This is a genomic window from Mesorhizobium robiniae, assembly GCF_040545535.1.
GTDB classification, from domain to species: Bacteria; Pseudomonadota; Alphaproteobacteria; order Rhizobiales; family Rhizobiaceae; genus Mesorhizobium; species Mesorhizobium robiniae.
Genome location: NZ_JBEPMC010000003.1, coordinates 666,105 through 689,437, shown reverse-complemented (window position 1 = coordinate 689,437; position 23,333 = coordinate 666,105). Strand labels below are relative to the sequence as shown.

Below are 23,333 nucleotides of genomic sequence, written 5' to 3'. Positions count from 1 at the left end.
CTCCATCTTTCTCAGTTCAAGCGTCGAGGCGGTTGAGGCGACCCCTCCCGCCTCGCTTCGCTCGGCACCCTCCCCTCAAGGGGGAGGGGTATCAGCGCCATCTCTCATCGGGAGCCCCTTCTTGCCCGCCCCACTCATCGAAATGCGCGGCATCTCCAAGAGCTTCGGCGCCGTCAAGGCAAACGAAGCCGTCGATCTGAGCGTGGCACCCGGTGAAATTCTCGGGCTGCTCGGTGAAAATGGCGCCGGCAAGACAACGCTGATGAACATTCTGTTCGGCGCCTATGCGCCGGACGCCGGCGACATCCTGGTTCAGGGCCGTCCGGTGACGATCAACAGTTCGGCCGATGCGCTTGCGGCCGGCATCGGCATGGTGCACCAGCATTTCCATCTCGCGCCGCGGCTGTCGGTGCTGGAAAACCTGCTGATCGGCATTCCCGGAAAGTCGGGCCGGATCGATCAGGCCGGCGGGCTGGCGCGGCTCGCCGAGATCGGCCGGCAGCACGGGCTCACGCTCGATCCGGACCTTCCCGTCTCGGCGCTGTCGGTTGGCGAGCAGCAGCGGCTTGAAATCGTCAAGGCGCTGTTTCGTGGCGCAAGGCTGCTGATCCTCGACGAGCCGACGGCGGTGCTGGCGCCAACCGAGGTCGACGGACTGTTTTCGGCACTGCGGTCGATGGCGGCCCAGGGCCTCGGCATCATCTTCATCTCGCACAAGCTCAACGAGGTGCGGGCGCTTACCCATCGCTGCGTGGTGCTGCGGCACGGCCGCGTTGCCGGCCGCGTCGACGCACCTGCCAGCACGACATCCTCGGAAATGGCGCGGCTGATGTGCGGTCACGAGATCGTTCCGCCGGCCAGGGGACCATCGACGCCGGGTGCTGCGGTGCTGACCCTGGACGGCATCTCGACGTCGCGCCATTCCGGCATGGCGCTGCGCGATGTGTCGCTCTCTGTGCGTGCCGGTGAGATCCTCGGCATTGCCGGTGTCTCGGGCAATGGTCAGCGGGCGCTGGCGGAGGTGATCTCCGGCATTCGTGCGCCCGACGCCGGGCAAATGACGATAGCCGGCAAAATGGTCTCGCGGTTCTCGCCGCGCGAGGTGCAGGCGCTCGGTCTCGGGCGCATCCCGGAAGACCGGATGACGACCGGGCTGGTCACCAATCTGCCGCTCGCCGACTCGATGGTTCTGCCGCGCATCGGCACGGATGCGTTCAGCCGCAACGGCCTGCTCAAGCCCGACGCGATCCGCGCCTTCGCCGAGGCGCAGATCAAGGCCTACGACATACGCTGCCCCGGGCCGATGACGCGCGCCGGCGCGCTGTCCGGTGGCAATCTGCAAAAGGCGCTGCTGGCGCGCGAGCTCGCCTTCGACCCTAAGGTGCTGATCGTCTCGCAGCCGACGCGTGGTCTCGACATCGGCGCGGCGCGCTTTATCCACGAAAAGTTCCTCGACATGCGTGCCAAGGGCTGCGGCATCATCGTCATCGGCGAGGATCTCGAAGAACTGCTCATGCTCTGCGACCGCATCGCGGTGATGTATGAGGGACGCATCGTCGGCACGCTCGCCAGCGCCGACGCCACCATCGCGCGGCTCGGTCTGATGATGACTGGGGCGGAGGGTCACGGCTGATGGTCCGCTTGGAAGCCCGCACCAGCACGCCCGCCTGGTTCAATCTCGCTCTGCCGCTGCTGGCGATCGGGGCAGCCCTGGTGCTGTGCAGCGGTCTGATCGCACTGGCCGGCGCCGGCGTGATCGAGGCCTATGGCGTGATGTTTTCGGCGTCGCTCGGCGACAGCTACGCAATCACCGAAACGCTGGTGCGTGCAACACCGATGATCTTCACCGGGCTTGCCGTCGCCGTCGCCTTCCGCGCCAGATTCTGGAACATCGGCGCCGAGGGGCAGTTGCTTGCCGGCGCGGTGGCGAGCTGCGCCGTCGGCGCCATTCCGATGCCGGGGCCGCTCGCTATGCTTCTCATGGCAGTGGCGGGTGCTGCGGCCGGCGCTGCCGTCGCCCTGATCCCCGCGACGCTGCGCGTAAAATTCAGGGTCGATGACGTGGTCAGCTCGCTGCTGCTCAACTCGGTCATCTTCTATGCCCTGATGGCGCTGATCGAAGGCCCGTGGAAAGACAGTTTCAGCGGCTATCCGATCTCGCCGCCGATCGAGGATTCAGCGAGTTTCCCGGTACTGCTCGAAGGCACGCGGCTGCATCTCGGCGTCGTGGCGGCGTTCCTTGCTGCGCCGGTCATCTGGTTTCTGATCGCGCGCACGACGCTCGGCTTCAGGATCAGGATCATCGGCGAGAATCCCGAAGCGGCGCGCTATGGCGGCATCCATGTCGAGCGTGTGCTGATCTCGACGGCGCTGCTCTCCGGTGCGCTCGCCGGCCTTGCCGGCGTCGGCGAGGTCGGCGGCGTGCATTTCCAGGTGATGAGCGACATCTCGCCGGGCTACGGCTATTCCGGCATCGTCGTCGCCATGCTGGCGAGGCTCAATCCGCTTGGCGTGGTACCGGCGGCGCTCTTCCTCGCCGCCGTCATGACCGGTGCCGAGGCGATGTCGCGGGCCACCGGCGTTCCGGCCTTCCTCAGCGACGTCATCCAGGGAACCGCGCTGCTTGCCATGCTGGTGGCGTTGCTGTTCACCGCCTACCGCATCCGCCGCGTGGGGACAGCCAAATGAGCGTGGTGCTCGAACAGATTTTTCAGGTCGGCTTCCTCGCCGCCATCATCCGCATCGCCACGCCTTTGGCTTTTGCGACGTTGGGCGAGATGTTCTCCGAGCGGGCCGGCGTGCTCAATCTCGGCATCGAAGGCATCATGCTGTTGTCGGCGATGACCGGCTTCACCGCGACCAGCCTCAGCGGCAGCCTTTGGCTCGGCGTGCTTGCGGCAGTTGTCACCGGTGCGCTGATGGGTGCTGTGCATGCGCTGTTTACGGTGGCTCTCGGCCTCAGCCAGCATGTCTGCGGCATTGGCGTGACGCTGTTCTCGTCGGGGCTCGCCTATTTCCTCTACCGGCTGATCTTCGGCCAGCAATCGGTGCCGCCCAGCATCAAGAGTTTCGAAACGCGGCCGATTCCTGTTCTCTCCGACATCCCGGTGCTCGGACCAGCGGTGTTCAACCAGTTTTCGCTGGTCTACATGGCGATCCTTGCCGTTCCGCTGGCAGCCTTCGTGCTCTACCGCACGCCGTGGGGCCTGTCGGTGCGCATGGTCGGCGAAAACCCGCGCGCCGCCGACTCGGCCGGCGTCAGCGTCATTGCGACGCGCTTCCAGGCGGTGATTCTCGGCGGCGCCTTGATGGGGCTGGCTGGCGCCTTCCTGTCGATGGTGCAGTTCAACGCTTTCACCTTCGGCCTCGTTTCAGGGCGTGGCTGGGTGGCGATCGCGCTCGTCGTCTTCGGCCGCTGGGACCCCTGGCGTTCGGCGGGAGCCGCCCTGCTGTTTGCTTTTGTCGATGCGCTGCAACTGCGCATGCAGGCGAGCGGGCTCGGCCATATCCCCTATGAGGCGTTCCTGATGCTGCCCTTCATCTTCACCATCGTCGCCATGGCGGTGATGTCTCGCAACGCCGTCGCTCCTTCGGCGTTGCTCAAGCCGTTTCGCCGGGAAGAACGCTGACGGCCAGGCGAACTGCCGGGTTCTTAGCTGGCGACTGCAGGCTTCAGTACTTCCTCGCACCATTGGCGGAAGCTGGTGGGTGTGGTGGACTCAGGCGTACGCCGCTCGGCGGTATCGAGGTCTTTGTTCTTGGCCTCCAGCATGTCGACCATGGCCTGCGCGAAAGCTTCGGAGGCGCCGCGTTCGATGAAACCTGCTCTGAATGCCTCGAAGGAGATCTGCTCAAAGCGCACTGGTTTTCCCAACACCTGCGACATGATCTGCGCCATGTCGTTGAAGGACAGGTCCTCTGGGCCGAGGATTGGGACACAGTCTTGTCCGCTCCAGGTGGGGTCAAGCAGCAGCTTGGCGGCGGCGGCGGCGATGTCGCGGGTGGCGCAGGTAGGGAGCTTGCGGTTCCCGGGGATTGGCCAGAAGAACATGCCCTGGTTCCTGATCGGCACCACCTGGCGCAGGATGTTGTCCATGAACGAAGGCATCGTCAGCGCCCGGTAGCTCACGCCCGTGCTCGCAATCAGATCGTCCATTGCCAGCGACGCCGACACATGTCCGGCCTTCCCGGCTACCGCCGTCCCGCGACCAAGGGCCGACACCGCGACCACCCGTTTCACTCCCTGGCTCTTGATTGCGTCGCATGCCGGTCGGCTGAAATCCACATAGGCTGCCTCGACGTTCGTGGCGTGGACGTTCGGGGGCACCAGCCAGAACACGGCCTCGGCGCCGGCGAACGCCCCGTTGACGACGCCGATGTCGCCATGCGACCCCTGCACGACCTCGACGCGCGGCCGGATGTGCGAGGACAGACGGGAGGGATCGCGCGCGATCACGCGGATAGGCTCGCCGCTGCCGAGGAGGTTCTCGAGGACCTGGTGGCCGATGCTGCCTGTGGGTGTGGTGACGACGATCATATGAATCTCTAACTTCGTGTCGTGGCCGTATTTCGCGATCGACGGGGACAGATGGCTCTCGCGTTCACCGGCCGATGGCGGTCGCCTGAGTCATCCAGACGACCGCCATGAGCGCAACGAGGCGAGCGGGAGCACCTCCAATTCAGGCGTTGAGCGCCGCCAGCACCCGCTCCGGCAGGAACGGATAGTGCCGGAGCCGCACGCCGTCGGTGAGCCGCGCCACCGCGTTGGCGATTGCCGGACCGATCGGCGGCAGCCCGACCTGGCCGACGCCTCCGATCGGATTCTCGGGCGTTGGAATCACGATGACCTTGATGTCGGGCGCCTCGGACATGCGTATCACCCGATAGGTGTCGAAGTTCGTTTCCTGCACCTCGCCATCGACTATGTTGATCTGCTCGAACAGCGCGTGGCTGGCGCCGCCCGTAATCCCGGTAATCATCAGCGCTTCGATGTTGCGCGGCTGTACCGCTATTCCCGGATCGACAGCGCACCACACGGTGTGCACGCGGATCTCGCCGGTCTCGCGGTCAAGCGAGACCTCGGCGATCTGAGCGCAGTGGGAGCCAAAGGCATCGGAATAGGCGACGCCCAGCGCCCGCCCGTCGCGTTGGCGGTCCCATTCGGCCATCTGGGCGACGGTCTCGATGACCTTGCGCGCCCGCGGCTGGTCTTTCAGGAGCTCCAGCCGAAGCGCCACAGGATCGACCCCCTTGGCGGTGGCGATTTCGTCGATGACACATTCGATGCCGAACCTGGTGTAGCCAACGCCGACACCGAACCAGAAGCCGATATCAAGGCCGTTATCCCTGCGGATGTACTCGATCTGATGCGCAGGGACGGCATAGTTGAAATGCGCGCCCTCGGTCACCACACTGTCGTGACCGCCTTCGCTCTCGAACAGCTGCGGCATCGTGCGGGCAAAAATGGAATCCGCCACGATGCGGTGCCGCCAGCCGACGATGTTGCCGTCGGCGTCGAGCCCGACCTGCACATGCTGCGCCTCGAGCGGCCGGTACTTGCCATGCTGGACATCGTCTTCGCGGCTCCAGATGACCTTGACCGGGCGGCCTTGCACCGCTTTGGCGAGCGACACGGCATCGATGATGAAGTCGGCCTCGGCTTTGCGGCCAAAGCCGCCACCGAGCAGGGTGGTGTTCACCTTGACCTTGTCAGGGGTGGTGCCTGCCACCTCCGCGGCAAAGCCCTGGGTGCCGGTTGGGCCTTGCGTCGGCGCCCAGATTTCAACCGTACCGCCGGTCACCAGCGCCGTAGCGTTCATCGGCTCCATGGTCGCGTGGTGAACATGGTCGCTCATGTAATCGACATCGATGAGAGTTGCGGCCTTCGAGATCGCGGCCTGTGCGTCGCCCTCCGCGGCAGCGCTGACGCCGGCTTGGGCGAGGTCGCGACCAATGCGGCGATACTCTTCCAACAGCCGATCGCTGGTGTAGCTGCGGATCCGCGACGACGTGGTCCACACGATTTTGAGCAGATCCTTGGCCCGCTTCGTCGCCTCGACCGTTTCGCCGATGATGCCGACGCCGTAAGGCAACGGTACGATGTGCGTGATGCCCGGCACGGCCCTGGCTTCGGCATCGTCGATGGTTTCCGGCTGTTCGCCTTGAACTGGCGCCCGCAGCACCGCTCCGTACAGCATGTCAGGAAGCTGCACGTCGATGCCGAAGATTGCGGTGCCATCGACCTTCGAGGGCACGTCGACACGCGGTACCGTCAGCTTTCCGATATAGCGCCACTGATCGCTCGGCTTCAGATCGGCATCGGTCGCCTGCGGCAGCGGATCCGGAAGCGCCCCGGCCGCGGCGACTTCGCCGTAGTCGAGCGAGCGGCCCGATCGCGCGTGCACGACCCGGTTGGGCTCCGTCGTGAGTTCGCTCACCGGAACGTTCAGCATGTCAGCGGCACTTGCCAGGATGATCTTGCGGGTCTGGGCGCCGACCAGGCGCAGCATTTTGTAATAGCCCCGCGTGGATTCACTGCCACCGGTGAGCTGTACGCCGTAAAAGCCAGGGTTGCCGTACTTCTCCGCGTCGGATGGAGCCTGGACGATGCGAACCTTGTGCCAATCGGCATCCATGTCCTCGGCGATGAGCAGCGGCAGCGTCGTCATGATACCCTGCCCCATCTCGGATGCGGGTGACATGATGGTCACAGTGCCGTCGGCAGCGATGGTCAGCCAGGCGTTCGGCCGGTAATTGCCCTCGACCGTCGGCGCCACGCTGGCGCCCGAGGCGTCCTGGAGCAGGCCTCCGAAGGCAACCGCAATGCCGGTGGCACCGGCTGTGATGAGGAAGCTGCGCCGCGACAGCGCTCTGATGTGCAGCTGCAATCTCTCGGTCATGGCTCAGGCCTCCCGTGCGGCGCGCTGAATGGCGCTGATGATGCGCACATAGGTTCCGCAGCGGCAGATGTTGCCGTCCATGTGTTCAACGATCTGATCGCGGGTGGGGTTGGGATTGCTCTTGAGGAGCGCCGCCGCCTGCATGATCTGCCCGGACTGGCAATAGCCGCATTGCGGCACCTGCTCAGTGATCCAGGCCAGCTGCAGCGGATGGCTGGCGTCCGGCGACAGACCTTCGATCGTCGTCACCTCCATTCCGGCCACGTCCTGGACCATCGTCACGCAGGAGCGCGTCGGCTCGCCGTCGACGTGAACGGTGCAGGCGCCACATTGCGCGATGCCGCAGCCGAACTTGGTGCCGGTAAGCTTCAGATGCTCCCGTATCACCCATAGAAGCGGCGTATCTGGCGCAGCGGCGAGATCCACCGCCTGTCCATTGATCGTGAACGCTGTCATGGCTATTTTCCCTTAACTGGCGCGATCATCCGATTTCTCCAGTGATGGTCGCAACTTTATCCGTCTTGTTCGTAGATTTTCTGCGCTATCCATGGCTATGACATCATAAATATTACGATGATCTTGATTATTAGTTCAGATGTTGTCGCATGCCGGAGACGTTGTTATTAAATAGCCTGTTGAGGAAATGCGATCTATGCTGTAAAGTCCGTATTATCTTCGCAATCGTCCGGGACGCCCATGGATCCGCTTTCAGATGTGCTGTCGCTGCTAAAGCCGCGCAGTTATGTGTCCGCCGGCTTCGACGCGGGTGGAAACTGGTCGATCCAGTTCTCCGACCAGCACGAACTTATCAAATGCTACGCTGTGGTTTCCGGCGGGTGCTGGCTATCAGTGGAAGGCGTTGCCGATGCGGTGCGGCTGGAGAAGGGGGACTGCTTCGTGCTGCCGAGCGGGCGGCCTTTCCGCCTCGCAAGCGACATGACTTTGACGCCTGTCGGAGCCGGCACGATTTTTCCTCCCGCCCGGGCTGGCGGCGTCGTGACGTATAATGGTGGTGGTGATTTCTTTCTTGTCGGCAGCCGCTTCGCCGTGACCGGCAGTCATGCCGGCATGCTGTTAGGCATGCTGCCGCCCATCGTCCATATCCGGAAAGAAACCGATCAGGCGGCGCTGCGCTGGTCGGTGGAGCGGATGATGCAGGAACTGCACGAGCCGCAGCCGGGCGGCTTTCTGGTCGCGCAACACCTCGCCCACATGATGTTGGTCCAGGCCCTGCGCCTGCATCTGGCGGAAGGGCTGGGAGGCGTTGGATGGTTTTTCGCCCTGGCAGATAAACAGATGGCTGCAGCGATCAACGCCATCCATGACGATCCGGCGCACCGCTGGACGTTGCAGGAGCTGGCGTCACGTGCCGGCATGTCGCGATCGACCTTTGCCCTGAAGTTCAAGGCGATGGTCGGTACGTCACCGATGGAGTACCTGACCAATTGGCGAATGCTGCTGGCGGGAGACAGGCTGGCGAATTCCAGCGACCCAATTTCCGTCATCGCCCTGTCGCTCGGCTACGAATCCGAAAGCGCCTTCAGTACGGCTTTCAAGAGGGTCATGGACTGCACACCACGGCAATATGGCCGTGGCCGGAACCCCGCTTCCGCTTCAGCGTTCAGCACGCGGCCAGAGGACACGGCCGCGGCCCGCTGGCTGAAAGCCGGTTGATCCAGGCCGAGCCGAAGGGAATTCTCAGCCGCCGCCGAGCGCTCGCATCACATTCGGCAGCGCCGGCAACGTCAACAAAACCGTGCCGGCAAGCCAGATGGACGAGACGATAATGCTCCTGGGCTGTGCCGACCAGCGCTCATAGAGCGCGGCCGGCACGCCGGCGAGCATGATGGTTATCGTCGACAGGATCAGCGCACTTGCCATGTAGACGATCTGGCTTAAGGGAGGCGCCCAGGCCGGATACCAGACCGGATAGAACAGGAACACCATCAGCACCCACGGCGAAAAGATACCGTTGACGATGGCGACCGCCATGACCGGGACAAGAGCGTTTCTGTCCATTGCCTCAACCCCCTTGAGAAGCCATCGGCGCGATGCCGAAATTGACCAGCAAGACGAGATAGCCGATGCGCAAGGCCATAAGCCAGAGCACGCTGAAGACGATCACCACCGGCTGGGTCAGGATCGACGGTGTGACGGTCCGCACGATCCGCAGGAACGGATCCGTGACGGACTTAAAGAAGCGCCAGATGTAATTGTCCCAGCTTTCGGGCACGAAGAGGCCGAGCAGGAGACGCCCCATCAGCGTGTACATCACCGCGGCGAGAATGAAATTCGGTATGTGAAAATACCAGTAGGACCAGAAATCGTTCATGTGGGATTTTCCAAGGAACGGCGCCGCCGCGTTATGCCAGCGACGCCCCCGAAATGGAAAGCGGGGTCCGTCGCCGGACCCCGCTTCGAGCGCCGATCGCTATGCGCGATCAGGCAATCTTTTCTTCCATCATCTGCTTGCCGCGCGGCACACGGATTTCCTCGATGAAATCCTGCATATCCCGGGACGGCGCCTTGGTGAGAAGGCTGACGATGATCATCACGGCGAAGCCCACCGGCAGACCAAAGGCCGCCGACGAAATGTTCTTCACCCCCCACCACAGTTCCATATTGGGCGTCGCCTTGTCGAAGTCGGCGCCGTACTGCGTCATGACGAGGTAGAAGATGGTGATGCCGAAGCCCGCGATCATGCCGGCGACCGCGCCAGCCGAATTGGCCCGCTTCCACCAGACGCCGAGCACCAGGGCCGGGAAGAGCCCGCCGGCGGCAAGCGAGAACGCCCACGACACCATCGACAGGATGTCCGACGGCTTGGTCGACGCCACGTAAGCGGCCAGCACCGCGACCATAACCAGCAAGATGCGCGACACGATCAGGCGCCGCGACGTCGGCGCGTTCTGGTCGATCATCTTGTAGTAGATGTCGTGGCTGAGCGCGTTGGCGATGGCCAGCAGCAGGCCGTCCGCCGTCGACAGCGCGGCGGCAAGACCGCCGGCGGCGACGAGGCCCGAGATGACGTAAGGCATGCCGGCCATTTCCGGCGTGGCCAGCACGATCATGTCGGCGTTGAGGTTGATGTCGGCAAACGAAAGTGCCGTCACGCCCTTTTCGGCGCAGGCCGCGACGATCGCCGCGGTGTCTGTCGCCGCTTTGCCGCAGATCTGCACGAGCGTATTGTCGGCAGCGGCCCAGCGCATCATCCATCCCGCTTTCTCCGAGATGTTTTCAGGCGTCAGGCCGGACGCCACCAGATCGAGCATCGTCCACTTGGCGAACGCCGCATAGGCGGGCGCCGTGAAGTAGAGGATGAAGATGAACAGCAGCGACCAGGCGACCGAGACGCGCGCCTCACGCACCGACGGGGTGGTGAAGTATCGCATCAGGACGTGTGGCAGCGACGCCGTTCCGACCATCAGGCAGAGGATCAGCAGGAAGAAGTTCTTTGCATCATAGCCGCCATGCGCGAATGGCGTGATGTGATGAAGCGTGATGCCCTGCGCCGTCTCAAGCGCGGTGATGTTCGCCAGCGCCTGGCCCTGCATCAACTGCGGGATCGGCACGCCGGTTTTCACCGTCGACATCCAGATGACAGGGATGAGATAGGCGATGATCAGCACGATGTACTGGGCGACCTGCGTCCAGGTGACGGCGCGCATGCCGCCGAGCATCGAGCAGACCAGGATACCGGCGAGGCCGACATAGACTGCGACGTTGAAGTCGATGCCCAGGAAGCGGGCCGAGATCAGCCCGGTGCCGAAAATCTGCGCGACCACATAGGTGAACGAGCAGGAGAACAGAACGATCACGCCGATCAGACGGGCAAGATTGCCGCCATAGCGGGCCGACAGGAAGTCGGGAACCGTGTAGGCGCCGAACTTGCGCAGATAGGGCGCAACGAGGATGGCCACCAGCACGTAACCGCCGGTCCAGCCGAGCACGAAGCCGAGGCCGTCATAGCCGAGCAGGTAGAGCGAACCGGCCATGCCTATAAAGGAAGCCGCCGACATCCAATCGGCGCCGGTCGCCATGCCGTTGTAGAGCGCCGGCACGCGCCGTCCGGCGACGTAATATTCGCCGACATGCATGGTGCGGCTCAGGACACCGATCACCGCATAGATGACGATGGTGAAGCCCATGAACAGGTAGCCGATTACAACGTTTTCGACACCCATGGCGCTCAAGATAGCCATCAGGATGATGAAGGCTATGAAGCCGCCGGTGTAGATGCCGTAGATACGGCCGAGATTGGAGGTGAAATCGCCTCCGCCTGCGGTAGTCGCTGTCGTGTTAGCCATTGAAGTCCCCCCGATCATTCTTCATTGACATGATGCTCTTCATCGATCGCGTTCTGGCGCCGTGCGAACCAGAACAGCATGACGACGAAGGCGATGAGCGAGCCCTGAGCGGCCATGTAGAAGCCGAGCGGAAAGCCAAAAATGACGATGGTGTTGAGTTGCTCCACGAACATGTGGATGACGTAACCGAAGAACACCCACAGGCCCAGCATGACGAACATGAGGCTCTTGGTCTTGTTCCAATAACTTACGCGGTCTGGCGTCGCCATAGCGTTGAACCCTCCCTTGGTGGCAGCTTGCGAACCGTCTCGAGCGCAAGGCGCCGTTTAAAGCTTGCCTCTTCCGCTGACGCGGAAGCCCTCCGGCAGATGTTGCGGCCAGGTATAGAATCAGCCGACCGTAACTTTGTAGGAGTATCACTTTTTGTCGCTGCTGTTCATACGACTTTAGAATCGGTGACAGGACTTGAACCGGTAAGAGGACTGGCGGTGCGGCATCGCGGAGGCTAAACGGTTAACATCGGTTGGAAACAAAACCGAAGGGAGAGCGCCATGGGCCTGCTGAACGATTTGTTGCCCGAGTTCCTGCGCAAGCCGCAGCCGATCGGCAGCGTCGGCGAACTGGCTGACTTCATGGATTCGCGTGCCGCTTTCCTGGCACAGAAAAGCATCGTCGAGTTCTGCCGCGTCAGGGCGGGGGTCTACTGGCAGAAGCTGTTCAGCGAGAAGGAATTCCAGGCGGCGCTGAACCATTCACGCTGGCGCGCCTACCCCGCGTGCTACGCCATGGTGACGGAAATGGTGGAGGGTGCGTTGCGCGAACCTGCCGGCCTGCGCCAGCGAGGCCTGCCGGCGGCGCTGGAAAAGGCGGCCCTGGCAAGCTTCTCCAAATATGCCGTTCCGGAGGGCTCCCCCGCCACTTTCTGGGAGGATGCCGCCGAGCTGACGCGTCAGCGCCTCGCCGCCACGCAGATCGGCCCGCCGCGGCCGGTGCGCGAAATCCCCGAGCCGCTGGCGCGAACGGTTTTCGCGATGGTCCCGATCCACCCCAATCTCCTGACCAACGACTACGATTACATTTTCAACTTCCTGAGAATGAACCTGCTGCGCGCGAATGAGGATTTCCTCGCGCAGGCTGATCGCAGCGCCCTCGTCGACGAACTGCTTGGCGCCGCGCGCATCTAAGCTCTGCTGCTGCGCGTCGATACCTCCCTCGCGTTTGCACCAGTCCGAGCGTCGCCGGTTATGCGAACATCAGGTCCCGCACCAGATCGGGTGCCGACTGAAGGTGCTTTATGAGGCTCTTGAGCTCTGCCCGCTGTTCGCGCGTCAGAGCATTGATCTCGATTCGGCTGGATACAGGTATACCGGCGTAGATATCATGCGTCTGCTGAGCGAGCAGCAAGCCGATCAGCATGGCGTGGCCGGCCAGCATCGCCTTCATGTCGCGCTCGCCGCCAATATCGAGCGCGATCAATTTCTCGAGCCGGGCACGCGTGCTCCGCTCGCGAATGCCGTGGCGAATTGCAAGCGTGCGTGCGGTCGCAACAATCGGGAAAAGGCCATGCGTCTTGATGTCGAGCCGGCCATTTTCAAGCTGAAAGCCGCCAAAAACAGTGAAGGGATTGCCTGATATCATCTGCTCGCCGAGAAGCTTCGCGAACACCGGCTCCGCATGACCACGCTCATACGCATATTCGATGAACTGCGTGGCCAGCGTCGTGTCGCCGTGAACCGGCCGCAGATCGTAGACGATATCGACGTTGAGCAGATCCTCCGGCCGTAGGCGGCGAACCCAATCTTCGACGCGCCCCTTCCAGGTGTCGAGACTTCCGCGGAACCCGGCGTTCGCGGCCATTACTCCGCCTTTGCAATAGGGCACGCCTGACATGTCGAGCATGTCGGCGAGCTTGGCGCCGAGAATTTTGAACCAGTTGTCTTCGTGCCCATCCGGCTCGCCGTCTGCGAAGACAATTGCGTTGTCCTGGTCCGGGGCCATCAGGCTTTCGCCACGGCCGCCCGAGCCGAGCACGAGCATGGCATAGGCGCAGGGCGGCGGGCCATGGCCTTCGATTTGCATCTGTTGTTCCGTAAGCACTGCGGCGCGGCGGGTAAGGGAGCAAAGTTCGTCGCTGATGATTTCCGCCACCACGCGCGGGTCGATCGCTTCGCCGATCAGCGAACGCACGACGCCCGGCAGCATCGACCAGGTGGCCGCCAGTTCGGCGGCATCCTTGGCATGCTCGATCGTGTCGTCGAGATCGATGGCCGCGGCGGCGCGAAGCCTTAGCAGGTCACGCGCCGAAAGCACGCCGACCAGCATGCCCTCGTCGTCGCGAACGGCGAGGTGGCGGACTTTCAGCCGATCCATGCGGCCGATCGCCCGGTAGGCGAAGGCGGCGGCGCGGATGCTTATCAGCGGTCGCGTTGCGATGCTTGCGACCGGCATATCAAAAGCGCGCTCGGCGTCGGACGATATGCGGCGCAACAGGTCACGCTCGGTAACGATGCCATACTCCTCGATCGGTCGATCCGGCGTTCCATGGTCGGATACCAGGACCGAGCTGATCTTGCGCTTCACCATGAGGTCGATGACCTGCCTTGTCGGCTTGGTCGACTTCACCACGACTGGCGGGCCGCTCATGAGGCTGCCGACGCGATGGCGATAGGCATAGGGATCAACCGGCTGAACCGCGGGAGCCTGGGGTCGCGACACCGGCTCGGCCCAGCCGGCGCGATGGCCGGCTTCGAGGGCGTCCGAAAGGGCAAGGCAGGCGACCTCTGCCTCTCCGAGTGTTCGGATGTTGCGCTTGCGCAACTCAGGAATCAGCGCGGCAAAGATGTCTCCCGCCGCGATTGCATCGCCCAGGGCTGAATGCCGGCCAGCGATCTCCAGGCGAAGCCAGCCGGCGATCATCTCCAGCGAATGATCTGCCAGATTGGGATTTGCAATGGTCGCAAGAAGTCGGACGCAGAGCGCCCGAGGCTTTTTCCAGGGCAAAAGGGCGCGCCGGCATTCGCGCTCCAATACCGCCAGGTCGAAGCCGATCGAGTGGCCGACGAGGATGCGGTCCCCGACGAACTCCTGGAATTGCGCCCACGCATCCACGAAGCTCCCAACTCCGTCAACATCGGCATCCGTGATGCCGTGGATGAGGGAGGTCTCGGACGGGATTGTTTCACCGGGATCGATGAGGCGATTGAACTGAGGCTCCCGGACGACTCTGCCATGCGCAATGCCGATCGCGCCAATCTGGACCACACGCGCCTTTGTGGCGTCGGGCCCGGTTGTTTCGGTGTCGACGGCGGCAGCCGCAATCGCTATCAGCGGTGTCGCGCCGGTCGCCGGCTTCAATTCCGTCCCCTTCGGCATAGCCGATAGCCTTCCTCTGCCGGGCGTCCCGGCTTGCCCAGACCGTGCTCTCTGCTGGTGCCTGAAAAGTTCGACCTTGCTTACCCTGCAGGCCTCGGCGAGCACGCTCAATAGCGGAGTGGCCTTCATCCCTCCAGATTACCCGCCGCTGATCTCGATAAGCCGCCGAAAGCGGATGGGTTCCATCTCCTCAGCGCGGGAACAAGCAGCCGATTGCGGAGTTGAGGCGGCGGAGGTTTGCCGGAATGAGTTCCACTCCCGTGCTGCGGTACATCTATTGGGCAATTGTCCTCGACGTTTCGGTCGTGCTTGCGCATTACGTTCGTGGCGCGGCGTGGCCGCAATGACGCAGCGCGATCGTAACGCCACTTCACCACAGGAAGACAAGAAAGACGGTATAGGACGAGCACTTGGACTCGGCCTTATCACCGGCGCTGCTGACGACGACTGCTCGGCGATCGGTACCTATGCGAGTGCCGGCGCGCGTTTTGGCCCGGACCTGCTTTGGACTGCTCCTGTAACGCTGCCGATGATGTACACTGTCGTGTATCTCTCGTCGAAGCTCGGACAGGTCTCGGGCCGCGGCCTTTTTCATGCGATCAAGGACTTCTATCCACGGTGGCTGCTCTGGGCCGTACTCGTGGGCGTGCTGATCGGCAACACGATCGAAGCAGCCGCCGATCTCGGCGGCATGGCTGCATCCATCAACATCTTCCTTCCTGTTCCGATCCCCCTCATTGTGATCGTAGTCGCGGCCGTGATCTTTGCTCTCCAGCTTTGGGGCTCTTACACGCTCATACGAAACATTTTCCGCTGGCTCGCACTGGCTCTGCTTGCCTATGTCGGCTCAGCCATCATGGCGAAGCCGGATGCGGCAGCCGTGCTGTGGGGCACCCTTGTTCCGAAGATCGAGTTCAGCCGCGAGTTCCTGTCCATTCTGGTGGCCATCATCGGCACCACCCTTTCAGCGTACCTCTACACCTGGCAGTCGAATGAGGAGGTGGAGGAAGAGATTGCCGAGGGGAGAACGACGCTGAAGGAGCGCAAGGGTGCCACGGACGGTGAACTGCGCCGCTCCCGCCGCGATATCCTGATCGGCATGATTTTTTCCAACCTCATCATGTACTTCATCATCCTGTCGACAGGGTCTACGCTCTATGAAGCCGGCGAGCACGACGTAGAGACCGCCGCTCAAGCAGCCGAAGCTCTCAAGCCGCTCGCTGGTGCAGCCGCTGGCGTGCTGTTCGCTGCCGGCGTAATCGGGGTCGGGTTTCTTGCCGTTCCGGTCATGACGACAGGTGCGGCATACGATCTGGCGCAGGCAGTTGGATGGAAGCACAGTCTCCATGCCAAGCCGCGTGAGGCGCCAAAGTTCTATATCGCGATCGGCGCCTTCACGCTGATCGCTGTTGGCCTGAATTTCCTGGGTTTCAACCCAATGAAGGCGCTCGTCTGGTCCGGCATCGTGCAGGGCTTTTCTACGCCGCCACTGCTTCTGCTTATCATGCTAATGACGAATAACCCGCGGATCATGGGAGACAAGGTCAACAGCCGCACGACCAACGCTCTGGGATGGGCTACTACGATTGCAATCTTTTCCGCCTCTGTGGGGCTGGTCGCGACCTGGTTTATTTAGGTCGCGGTGACGCCGTTGGAAAGTTGCCCGTCAGCGCGGGTCACTGCCGGTCTCGACCAGACGATGCCGGAAGCGACACATTTCGCCTTAAAGTGATTTGATGCGATCGAAGCGCTCGCTCATGCTCGGCGAGTTTGTTTGCCGAGGCAGCCGATGGATGAGATCAGGCGGATTGCTGTGGGGTGCATAGGGCGTGCCGTAATGTTCGGATCGCTTGCCATCGGCTGTGTCATGATCGGCTTCTCCTTCAACCCGGTGTCCGCCTTCCGCTCCGGCGCATTCCTCACGCTGACTATGGTTTTGGCACTGATGTGGAAAGCCACGACTGCCGGTACCAAGAACCCCAAACACACTGAAGTCTGGCTTTACCTCGATGAGAAGTCGCGCCCGGCCGATGGCCCGGCGCGACGGGTGTTCGGCACCATCATGAGCGACGTCTATAAGCTCTACGCCCGGATCGCGCTCGGCGTCGCCGTTGGGTTTTTCCTCGTCTCGGTCGTGCTGATGTTGTTCGGTCTGGAAGCTTACAGGCCGCCCAGCAAATAGCAGGCCGCTCGGCCTAGCTTGTTCAGCGGAGCGCCTTCTGGCCGCCGGCGGCGGTGATGACGCCGACTACGATCAGTCCGGTCAGCAGCAGACGGACGCCGGCGCTGGCGTCCCTGTTTTTTCTATTGTCAGACAAATGCAGATGGCTCGCTGGCCGCCAACGCAATCCGCGCAGCATTGGCGATCAACTTGCGGTGCAACGATTGAAAAGCCATCGGCTCATGGCTAGGGAAGGGACGGAGGCCAAATTCGGATGGCAGTGACGCCGACAGTTGCGCCGGGTGCGCCCGGCATTCCGGCGCGCTGGACATCAAGCGCCAAGAGCGGCGTCGGCACCGCGCTTTCGGCGGCCTGCCCTATCTGGTTCACGATCAGCCACGGTATCCTCAACGAGATCTATTATCCCAGCCTCGACAGCGCCTGCACGCGCGACATGGGGTTGGTCGTCACGGGGCCGGGCGCCTACTTCTCGGAAGAGAAGCGCGATGCCGACCACAGCATCAATCCGTTCGAAGACGGTGTGCCCGCCTACAGGCTTGTCAACACCGCCGCCGATGGCACCTACCGGATCGAAAAGCGGATCATTACGGATCCGGAACGTCCTGTTCTGCTGCAGGAAATCAGCTTCACCCTGTTGAGAGGCACGGTGGCCGACTACCGCGTCTACGCGCTGCTGGCGCCGCATCTGGTCAACGCCGGCATGGGCAACACCGCCTGGGTCGGCGACTACGAGGGCAAGCCTGTCCTGTTTGCATCGGGACGCGGCGTCTGCATGGCGCTCGCCTCGTCGCTGCCTTGGGGAGCCTGCTCGGCTGGCTATGTCGGTGTCTCCGACGGCTGGCAGCAACTCCATTATTACGGCCGGCTCGATCCGGCCTATCAAAGGGCAGAGAAGGGCAATGTAGCGCTGACCGGGGAGATTGGCTTTTCGGCCGAGAACCCAAAAGTCTTGCTGGCGCTGGGCTTTGGGGCAACGCCGCAAAAGGCGGCGGAGGTTGCTTCCGCCAGCTTGAAGCAAGGCTTCGACGCCGCTGCCGGGGTCTATGTCGAAAAATGGCGCAAATGGCAGAAAGGGTTGCTGCCGCTCGACCGGCATGCAGCGTCCGGGATCAGCACGTATCGCGTCAGCACGGCTGTTTTGGCAGCGCACCGGTCGTCCGCGAAATCCGGTGCAGCCGTCGCCAGCCTGTCGATCCCATGGGGCTTCAGCATGGGCGACGACGATCTTGGCGGCTATCATCTTGTCTGGCCGCGCGACCTGGTCGAAACCGCGGGCGGCTTCCTGGCCGCTGGCGATCCGGCGCAGGCGCTTGAGATTCTCGCCTATCTCCGCTCGATCCAGCAGTCGGACGGTCATTGGCCGCAGAACGCATGGCTCGACGGCGCTGCCTATTGGCCCGGTATCCAGATGGACGAATGCGCGTTCCCGCTGCTGCTGGCGGACGCACTGCGACGCGCCGGGCACCTGCCGCGCGCCAAACTGCTCGCCTTCTTGCCGATGATCGAGCGCGCCGCCTCCTATGTCGTGCGCAATGGTCCCGTCACCGGCGAAGACCGCTGGGAGGAGGACGCCGGCTACAGCCCGTTCACGCTTGCCGTCGAGATCGCCGCACTGCTTGCGGCGGCCGACATGTTCGACGTTTGCGGCAACGCAGAGCCGGCAAATTATCTGCGAGACACCGCCGATAGCTGGAATGACCAGATCGAGCGCTGGACCTATGTCACCGGAACTCCACTGTGCGAAGAGGTTGGCGTCGCGGGCTACTACGTCCGCATCGCGCCGCCCGACACCGCCGGTGCGGCGTCGCCGAAGCACGGCTATGTCCCGATCAAGAACCGACCGCCGGGCGATGCGGACCGGCCAGCCGAGGCGATCATCAGCCCGGATGCGCTGGCGCTCGTCCGCTTCGGCCTCAGGGCTGCCGACGATCCGCGCATCGTCGACACGGTCAAGGTCATCGACGCGCGGCTGCGCTGCGACCTGCCACAAGGGCCTGTCTGGTATCGTTATACCGGCGACGGCTATGGCGAACACGCCGACGGCGCCCCCTTCGATGGAACCGGCCAGGGTCGGCCGTGGCCGCTGCTGGTCGGCGAGCGCGCGCATTACGAACTTGCAGCGGGACGCAAGGACAGAGCGGCAAGCCTGCTCCTGACGTTCGAAGGCTCGGCCGGGCCCGGCGGCCTGCTGCCGGAGCAGGTGTGGGATAGTCCCGACATGCCGGAACGCGAACTGCGGCACGGTGGACCGTCGGGCAGCGCCATGCCGCTGGTCTGGGCGCATTCGGAGCATATCAAGCTGCTGCGTTCGCTCAGCGACGGCGCCGTCTTCGACCTACCACCGCAAGGCGTGAAGCGCTACATCGAGGACAGGACCGTGTCGCCGCGTCGGATATGGCGCTTCAACAACAAGATCCGCACCATGCCCGCAGGCAAGATGCTGCGCGTCGAACTGCTGACGCGAGCGATGATCCACTGGAGCAGCGACAATTGGGCGACCGCCTATGATGCCGAGACGACTGGGAATGCCTTCGGCATCCATTTCACGGACCTACCCGTTGCCGATACCCCGCCGGGCAATACGATCGTCTTTACTTTTTTCTGGTCCGATGCCGGCCGTTGGGAGAATGTCGACTTTTCCATTGGTATCGACAAGCTGGACTAGGGCATGATCCCGAACCGAAGGTCCGCGTTAGCGAAAAGTGGAAACCGGCTTTTTGAAAGATCATGCTCCAACGAAAGAGCAAGTAGGTCTTCTATCCCTCAAGAATCAGGACGAGACACATGCAGATCGGAATGATGGGACTGGGCAGGATGGGCGCCAACATGGTGCGGCGCCTGCTGCGCGATGGCCACGAATGCATCGTCTACGACATCAACCCGGCCAGCGTCGCAGCCCTTGTGACGGCTGGCGCGACCGGGACCGCGTCGCTGGAGGAGTTCGTCGGCAAGCTGACCAAGCCACGCAGCGCCTGGCTGATGCTGCCGGCGGCGATCACCAGCCGGATCGTCGACCAGGTGGCCGACCTGATGGAGCCGGGCGACATCATCATCGACGGCGGCAATTCCTACTATCATGAGGCTGTCGACCATTCGGCGCGCCTGGCCCTGAAGGGCCTGAGCTATGTCGATGTCGGCACCAGCGGCGGCGTCTGGGGCCTCGAGCGCGGTTATTGCCTGATGATCGGCGGCCCCGACAGCGCGGTCCAGCATCTCGATCCGGTCTTCGCGACGCTGGCGCCCGGCGCCGATGCCGGAGCACCTGCCCCCGCAAGGGATGCCGGAACCGCCCCCTTCGGCTATCTCCATTGCGGACCAAGCGGCGCCGGCCATTTCGTCAAGATGGTCCACAACGGCATCGAATACGGCGTCATGGCCGCTTATGCCGAGGGCATGAATATTCTGAAGTCGGCGAATGCGGGCAAGCGGCAGCGAACGGCCGATGCTGAAACCAGTCCATTGGAAAACCCCCAATATTACCAGTTCGACATCGATATCGCCGAGGTGGCCGAGGTCTGGCGGCATGGCAGCGTCATCGGCTCCTGGCTGCTCGATTTGACGGCGGGCGTGTTGAAGGCCGATTCGGGGCTGACGCAGTTCGGCGGACGGGTTTCCGATTCCGGCGAGGGCCGCTGGACCCTGAAGGCGGCGATCGACACCGGCGTTCCGGCGCCGGTGCTGTCCTCGGCGCTGTTCGACCGGTTCTCCTCGCAAGGCGAATCCGAATTTGCCGACAAGCTCCTGTCCGCCATGCGCTACGCTTTCGGCGGCCATGTCGAAAAGCCGAAGGCCGGCTCGTGACGGGAAAGACACATCCATGAGCCAGGAACGGTCCGACACGCTGGTGCTTTTCGGGGCGACCGGCGATCTCGCCCACAAGAAGATCTTCCCCGCACTTTATGCCATGGTCGCCAAGGGAACGCTCACCGAGCCGGTGATCGGCGTTGCTTTCGACGCCTGGGACGTGAAGCAGTTGCAGGCGCGCGCCCGCGACGGCATCGTCAAGGCGACCGGCAAGGTCGACGAAAAGATCTTCGCGAAACTTGCCTCCCTGCTCCGCTATGTCAGCGGCGACTACCGTAGCGCCGCGACATTCGAGAAGCTGAAAAGCGAGCTGGGAACCGCGCAGCATCCCCTTCACTATCTGGCGGTGCCGCCGACTATGTTCGAGACGGTCATTCAAGGCCTTGAGCAGTCGGGTGCGGCCCAGGGTGCACGCCTGATGGTGGAAAAGCCTTTTGGCCACGATTTGCAATCGGCGCGCTGGCTGAACCGGGTCCTGCATCTGGTGTTCGACGAACAGTCGATCTTCCGCATCGACCATTATCTCGGCAAGGAGGCGATCCAGAACCTGCTCTATTTTCGCTTCGCCAATTCTTTCCTCGAGCCGATCTGGAACCGCAATTTCGTCGAGAGCGTGCAGATCACCATGGCCGAGGATTTCGGCGTCGAAGGCCGCGGCCGCTTCTATGACGAGGTCGGCTGCATCCGCGACGTCATCGAGAACCACTTGCTCAACATCCTGCTGCTGCTTGCGATGGAGCCGCCCGTCGGCCGCTCCGCCGACGATCTGATCGATGAAAAGGTGCAGGTGCTGAGAGCCATCCGCACGCTGACCAAGGATGATGTCGTGCGCGGCCAGTTCAAAGGCTATCTGAGCGAACCGGGTGTCGCGCCGAATTCGCCGGTCGAGACCTTCGCGGCGGTGCGTTTCTTCGTCGACACATGGCGCTGGCAGGACGTGCCCTTCTTCATCCGCGCCGGCAAATCGATGCCGGTGCACGCCACCGAGGTCATTGTCCGGCTGAAGCGGCCGCCGCTCAACGTCTTCGACCCGATCAAGCCCGACGACGCCAACCACGTGCGCTTCCGCATCGATCCGCAGGTGGCGATCTCGATCGGCGCTCAGCGCAAGGCCGCGGGTGACGACATGATCGGCGAGCAGGTCGAACTGACCGCGCTCGACGACAGCAAGGACGACATGCCGCCCTATGAGCGGCTGATCGGCGACGCCATGAATGGCAACGGCCAGTTATTCACCCGCCAGGACGCCAGCGAACTCGCCTGGCGGATCGTCGGCCCGGTGCTTGGCGACACTAGGCCGCCCCCGCTTTATGAGCCGGGGACATGGGGTCCTGCCGATGCGATGGCCGGGTTTGGACCACCGAACGGCTGGATCAATCCGGCGAAATGATCTCGCGAGGCGACACAATGGCCAAGGCGGCGAAGAAGCCGGCACCGGAGAGCGAAAGGATCGTGCTTGCGATCGACATTGGCGGCTCCCATGTCAAGATCCTCACCAGCGACGGCGGCGAGGAGCGCAGAGCCGATTCCGGACCCGGCCTGACGCCGCAGCAGATGATCGCGGCCGTGCAGGCGCTCGCCGATGGCTTGCCCTACGACGTCGTCTCGATGGGTTATCCCGGCCCGGTGCATCACAACAGGCCGCTGACCGACCCCGCCAATCTCGGCAAGGGCTGGGTCGGATACGACTTTGCAACGCAGTTCGGCAAGCCGGTGAAGGTGGTCAATGACGCTCTGATGCAGGCCGTCGGCAGCTACGAAGGCGGGCGCATGCTGTTCCTGGGCCTGGGAACGGGCCTGGGTGCTGCGATGATCGTCGACAACGTCGCCCAGCCGATGGAGCTGGCGCATCTTCCTTACAAGAAAGGCCGCAGTTTCGAGGACTATGTCGGCGAACGCGGCCTGGAGAAGCGCGGCAAGAAGAAATGGCGCAAACACGTGTTCGACGTCATCGAGCGGCTTCGCGCCGCCATGCAGCCTGACTATGTGGTCATCGGCGGCGGCAATGTCGACAAACTCGACGAGTTGCCTGCCGGTTGCAGGCGCGGCGACAACACACGCGCCTTCGAAGGTGGCTTTCGACTGTGGCGCGACAAATCCCTGATTGTCTGATATTATGGCGGTTTGGGGTCAGACCTGTTGATCCGACCCCGCTGTTAGTATTGTTGTTCAAAATAATGTGCGACGTGGCTCGGCGTCATTGCGTTACGCAGATTTGCCGACTAGGAACTCTATGACCCCCACGGACGGAGAAAATAGTTTGACCGACGACAGCAACAAAGCCCGCAAGGACATCGACCTTCTCGAGCTGACCGCTCACATCGTGTCCGCCTACGTCGAGAAGAACCGCTTGCCCGCTTCCGGCCTCGGCGATCTCATCGCGAGCGTCAGCGCGTCGATAGGTGGCCTCGGGCAGCCCGCCGTTCCGGTCGCAGCGCCGCTGATCCCCGCGGTCAACCCGAAGAAATCCGTGACGCCGGACTACATCGTCTGCCTCGAAGACGGCAAGAAGTTCAAATCCCTGAAGCGTCATATCGGCGTGCATTTCGGACTGACGCCGGACGCCTATCGCGCCAAATGGGGCTTGCCGGCCGACTATCCGATGGTTGCCCCCAACTATGCGGCCTCGCGCTCGCAACTGGCGAAGGCAATCGGCCTGGGCCGCAAGGCCGCCCCGCCGGCACCCGTCAAGAAGGCCAGGAAGCCCAAGGCCACGGTCTGACACCTCGTTCGAAGTCCGACGAACGGAAGCCTCGAAGATTGGCGGGA

General features: G+C 63.1%; 20 protein-coding genes. 12 read left to right on the top strand and 8 right to left on the bottom strand.

The annotated features are described in order from the left end of the window. Positions 1-121 precede the first annotated feature (121 nt). The 3 genes from ABID19_RS11530 to ABID19_RS11520 are packed head-to-tail and all read left to right on the top strand — an operon-like array spanning position 122 to position 3,629. Positions 122-1,633, top strand: coding sequence for an ABC transporter ATP-binding protein (locus tag ABID19_RS11530; RefSeq protein ID WP_354490547.1), 1,512 nt, complete (start codon positions 122-124; stop codon positions 1,631-1,633). Then, entirely contained in the window at positions 1,633-2,688 is a 1,056-nt protein-coding gene (locus tag ABID19_RS11525; RefSeq protein ID WP_354490545.1) for an ABC transporter permease, read from the top strand. The genes ABID19_RS11530 and ABID19_RS11525 overlap by 1 nt, the downstream gene beginning before the upstream one ends. Continuing rightward, positions 2,685-3,629 carry an ABC transporter permease gene (locus ABID19_RS11520; protein WP_354490543.1) on the top strand — a complete coding sequence of 315 codons (945 nt, stop codon included), beginning with the start codon at positions 2,685-2,687 and terminating at the stop codon, positions 3,627-3,629. The genes ABID19_RS11525 and ABID19_RS11520 overlap by 4 nt, the downstream gene beginning before the upstream one ends. Positions 3,630-3,652: 23 nt before the next feature. On the opposite strand, the gene ABID19_RS11515 is transcribed toward ABID19_RS11520, so the two are convergent. The 3 genes from ABID19_RS11515 to ABID19_RS11505 all read right to left on the bottom strand — a co-directional run bounded on the left by ABID19_RS11515 (position 3,653) and on the right by ABID19_RS11505 (position 7,355). After that, on the bottom strand, positions 3,653-4,537 hold the full coding sequence (locus ABID19_RS11515; RefSeq protein ID WP_354490542.1) for an NmrA family NAD(P)-binding protein: 885 nt from the start codon (positions 4,535-4,537) through the stop codon (positions 3,653-3,655). 142 nt (positions 4,538-4,679) lie between these two features. Further along, positions 4,680-6,899, bottom strand: coding sequence for a xanthine dehydrogenase family protein molybdopterin-binding subunit (locus tag ABID19_RS11510; protein WP_354490540.1), 2,220 nt, complete (start codon positions 6,897-6,899; stop codon positions 4,680-4,682). Positions 6,900-6,902: 3 nt separating this feature from the next. Then, positions 6,903-7,355, bottom strand: coding sequence for a (2Fe-2S)-binding protein (locus tag ABID19_RS11505; protein ID WP_354490538.1), 453 nt, complete (start codon positions 7,353-7,355; stop codon positions 6,903-6,905). Positions 7,356-7,595: 240 nt separating this feature from the next. Here ABID19_RS11505 and ABID19_RS11500 point away from each other — a divergent pair, with 240 nt between their 5' ends. Continuing rightward, positions 7,596-8,573, top strand: a complete 978-nt coding sequence (locus tag ABID19_RS11500; RefSeq protein ID WP_354490536.1) for an AraC family transcriptional regulator — start codon at positions 7,596-7,598, stop codon at positions 8,571-8,573. Between the two features lie 24 nt (positions 8,574-8,597). Here ABID19_RS11500 and ABID19_RS11495 read toward each other — a convergent pair whose 3' ends face one another. The 4 genes from ABID19_RS11495 to ABID19_RS11480 all read right to left on the bottom strand — a co-directional run bounded on the left by ABID19_RS11495 (position 8,598) and on the right by ABID19_RS11480 (position 11,475). Continuing rightward, complete coding sequence (locus ABID19_RS11495; protein WP_354490534.1) at positions 8,598-8,918, bottom strand: hypothetical protein; 321 nt, start codon at positions 8,916-8,918, stop codon at positions 8,598-8,600. A 4-nt stretch (positions 8,919-8,922) separates the two neighbouring features. Then, on the bottom strand, positions 8,923-9,231 hold the full coding sequence (locus ABID19_RS11490) for a YggT family protein (RefSeq protein WP_354490533.1): 309 nt from the start codon (positions 9,229-9,231) through the stop codon (positions 8,923-8,925). Between the two features lie 109 nt (positions 9,232-9,340). Next, on the bottom strand, positions 9,341-11,206 hold the full coding sequence (locus tag ABID19_RS11485) for a sodium:solute symporter family protein (protein ID WP_354490532.1): 1,866 nt from the start codon (positions 11,204-11,206) through the stop codon (positions 9,341-9,343). Between the two features lie 14 nt (positions 11,207-11,220). After that, complete coding sequence (locus tag ABID19_RS11480; protein ID WP_095484984.1) at positions 11,221-11,475, bottom strand: DUF4212 domain-containing protein; 255 nt, start codon at positions 11,473-11,475, stop codon at positions 11,221-11,223. A 282-nt stretch (positions 11,476-11,757) separates the two neighbouring features. Here ABID19_RS11480 and ABID19_RS11475 point away from each other — a divergent pair, with 282 nt between their 5' ends. Further along, positions 11,758-12,390, top strand: a complete 633-nt coding sequence (locus tag ABID19_RS11475; protein WP_354490530.1) for a hypothetical protein — start codon at positions 11,758-11,760, stop codon at positions 12,388-12,390. A gap of 58 nt (positions 12,391-12,448) precedes the next feature. Here ABID19_RS11475 and ABID19_RS11470 read toward each other — a convergent pair whose 3' ends face one another. Beyond that, positions 12,449-14,578 (bottom strand): DUF294 nucleotidyltransferase-like domain-containing protein, encoded by a 2,130-nt coding sequence (locus ABID19_RS11470; RefSeq protein WP_354490529.1) that lies wholly within the window; start codon positions 14,576-14,578, stop codon positions 12,449-12,451. Positions 14,579-14,921: 343 nt separating this feature from the next. Between ABID19_RS11470 and ABID19_RS11465 the strand changes: the two genes are divergently transcribed. The 7 genes from ABID19_RS11465 to ABID19_RS11435 all read left to right on the top strand — a co-directional run bounded on the left by ABID19_RS11465 (position 14,922) and on the right by ABID19_RS11435 (position 23,286). Further along, a complete protein-coding gene (locus ABID19_RS11465) occupies positions 14,922-16,214 on the top strand; it encodes an Nramp family divalent metal transporter (RefSeq protein ID WP_354490527.1) in 1,293 nt (430 codons plus the stop codon). A 201-nt stretch (positions 16,215-16,415) separates the two neighbouring features. Continuing rightward, the gene (locus ABID19_RS11460; RefSeq protein WP_353018202.1) at positions 16,416-16,760 is read left to right on the top strand and encodes a hypothetical protein; all 345 of its coding nucleotides are present in this window, start codon (positions 16,416-16,418) and stop codon (positions 16,758-16,760) included. Between the two features lie 253 nt (positions 16,761-17,013). Then, complete coding sequence (locus ABID19_RS11455) at positions 17,014-19,425, top strand: glucan 1,4-alpha-glucosidase (RefSeq protein WP_354490524.1); 2,412 nt, start codon at positions 17,014-17,016, stop codon at positions 19,423-19,425. A gap of 119 nt (positions 19,426-19,544) precedes the next feature. Further along, positions 19,545-20,561 carry a phosphogluconate dehydrogenase (NAD(+)-dependent, decarboxylating) gene (gene gnd, locus ABID19_RS11450; RefSeq protein WP_352928641.1) on the top strand — a complete coding sequence of 339 codons (1,017 nt, stop codon included), beginning with the start codon at positions 19,545-19,547 and terminating at the stop codon, positions 20,559-20,561. Positions 20,562-20,577: 16 nt separating this feature from the next. Beyond that, a complete protein-coding gene (gene zwf, locus ABID19_RS11445) occupies positions 20,578-21,954 on the top strand; it encodes a glucose-6-phosphate dehydrogenase (RefSeq protein WP_354490522.1) in 1,377 nt (458 codons plus the stop codon). Positions 21,955-21,971: 17 nt separating this feature from the next. Then, positions 21,972-22,676: an ROK family protein gene (locus ABID19_RS11440; RefSeq protein ID WP_354490520.1), complete on the top strand. Its 705-nt coding sequence runs from the start codon at positions 21,972-21,974 to the stop codon at positions 22,674-22,676. A 148-nt stretch (positions 22,677-22,824) separates the two neighbouring features. Further along, on the top strand, positions 22,825-23,286 hold the full coding sequence (locus tag ABID19_RS11435; protein WP_354490518.1) for a Ros/MucR family transcriptional regulator: 462 nt from the start codon (positions 22,825-22,827) through the stop codon (positions 23,284-23,286). The last annotated feature ends 47 nt before the right edge of the window (positions 23,287-23,333 follow it).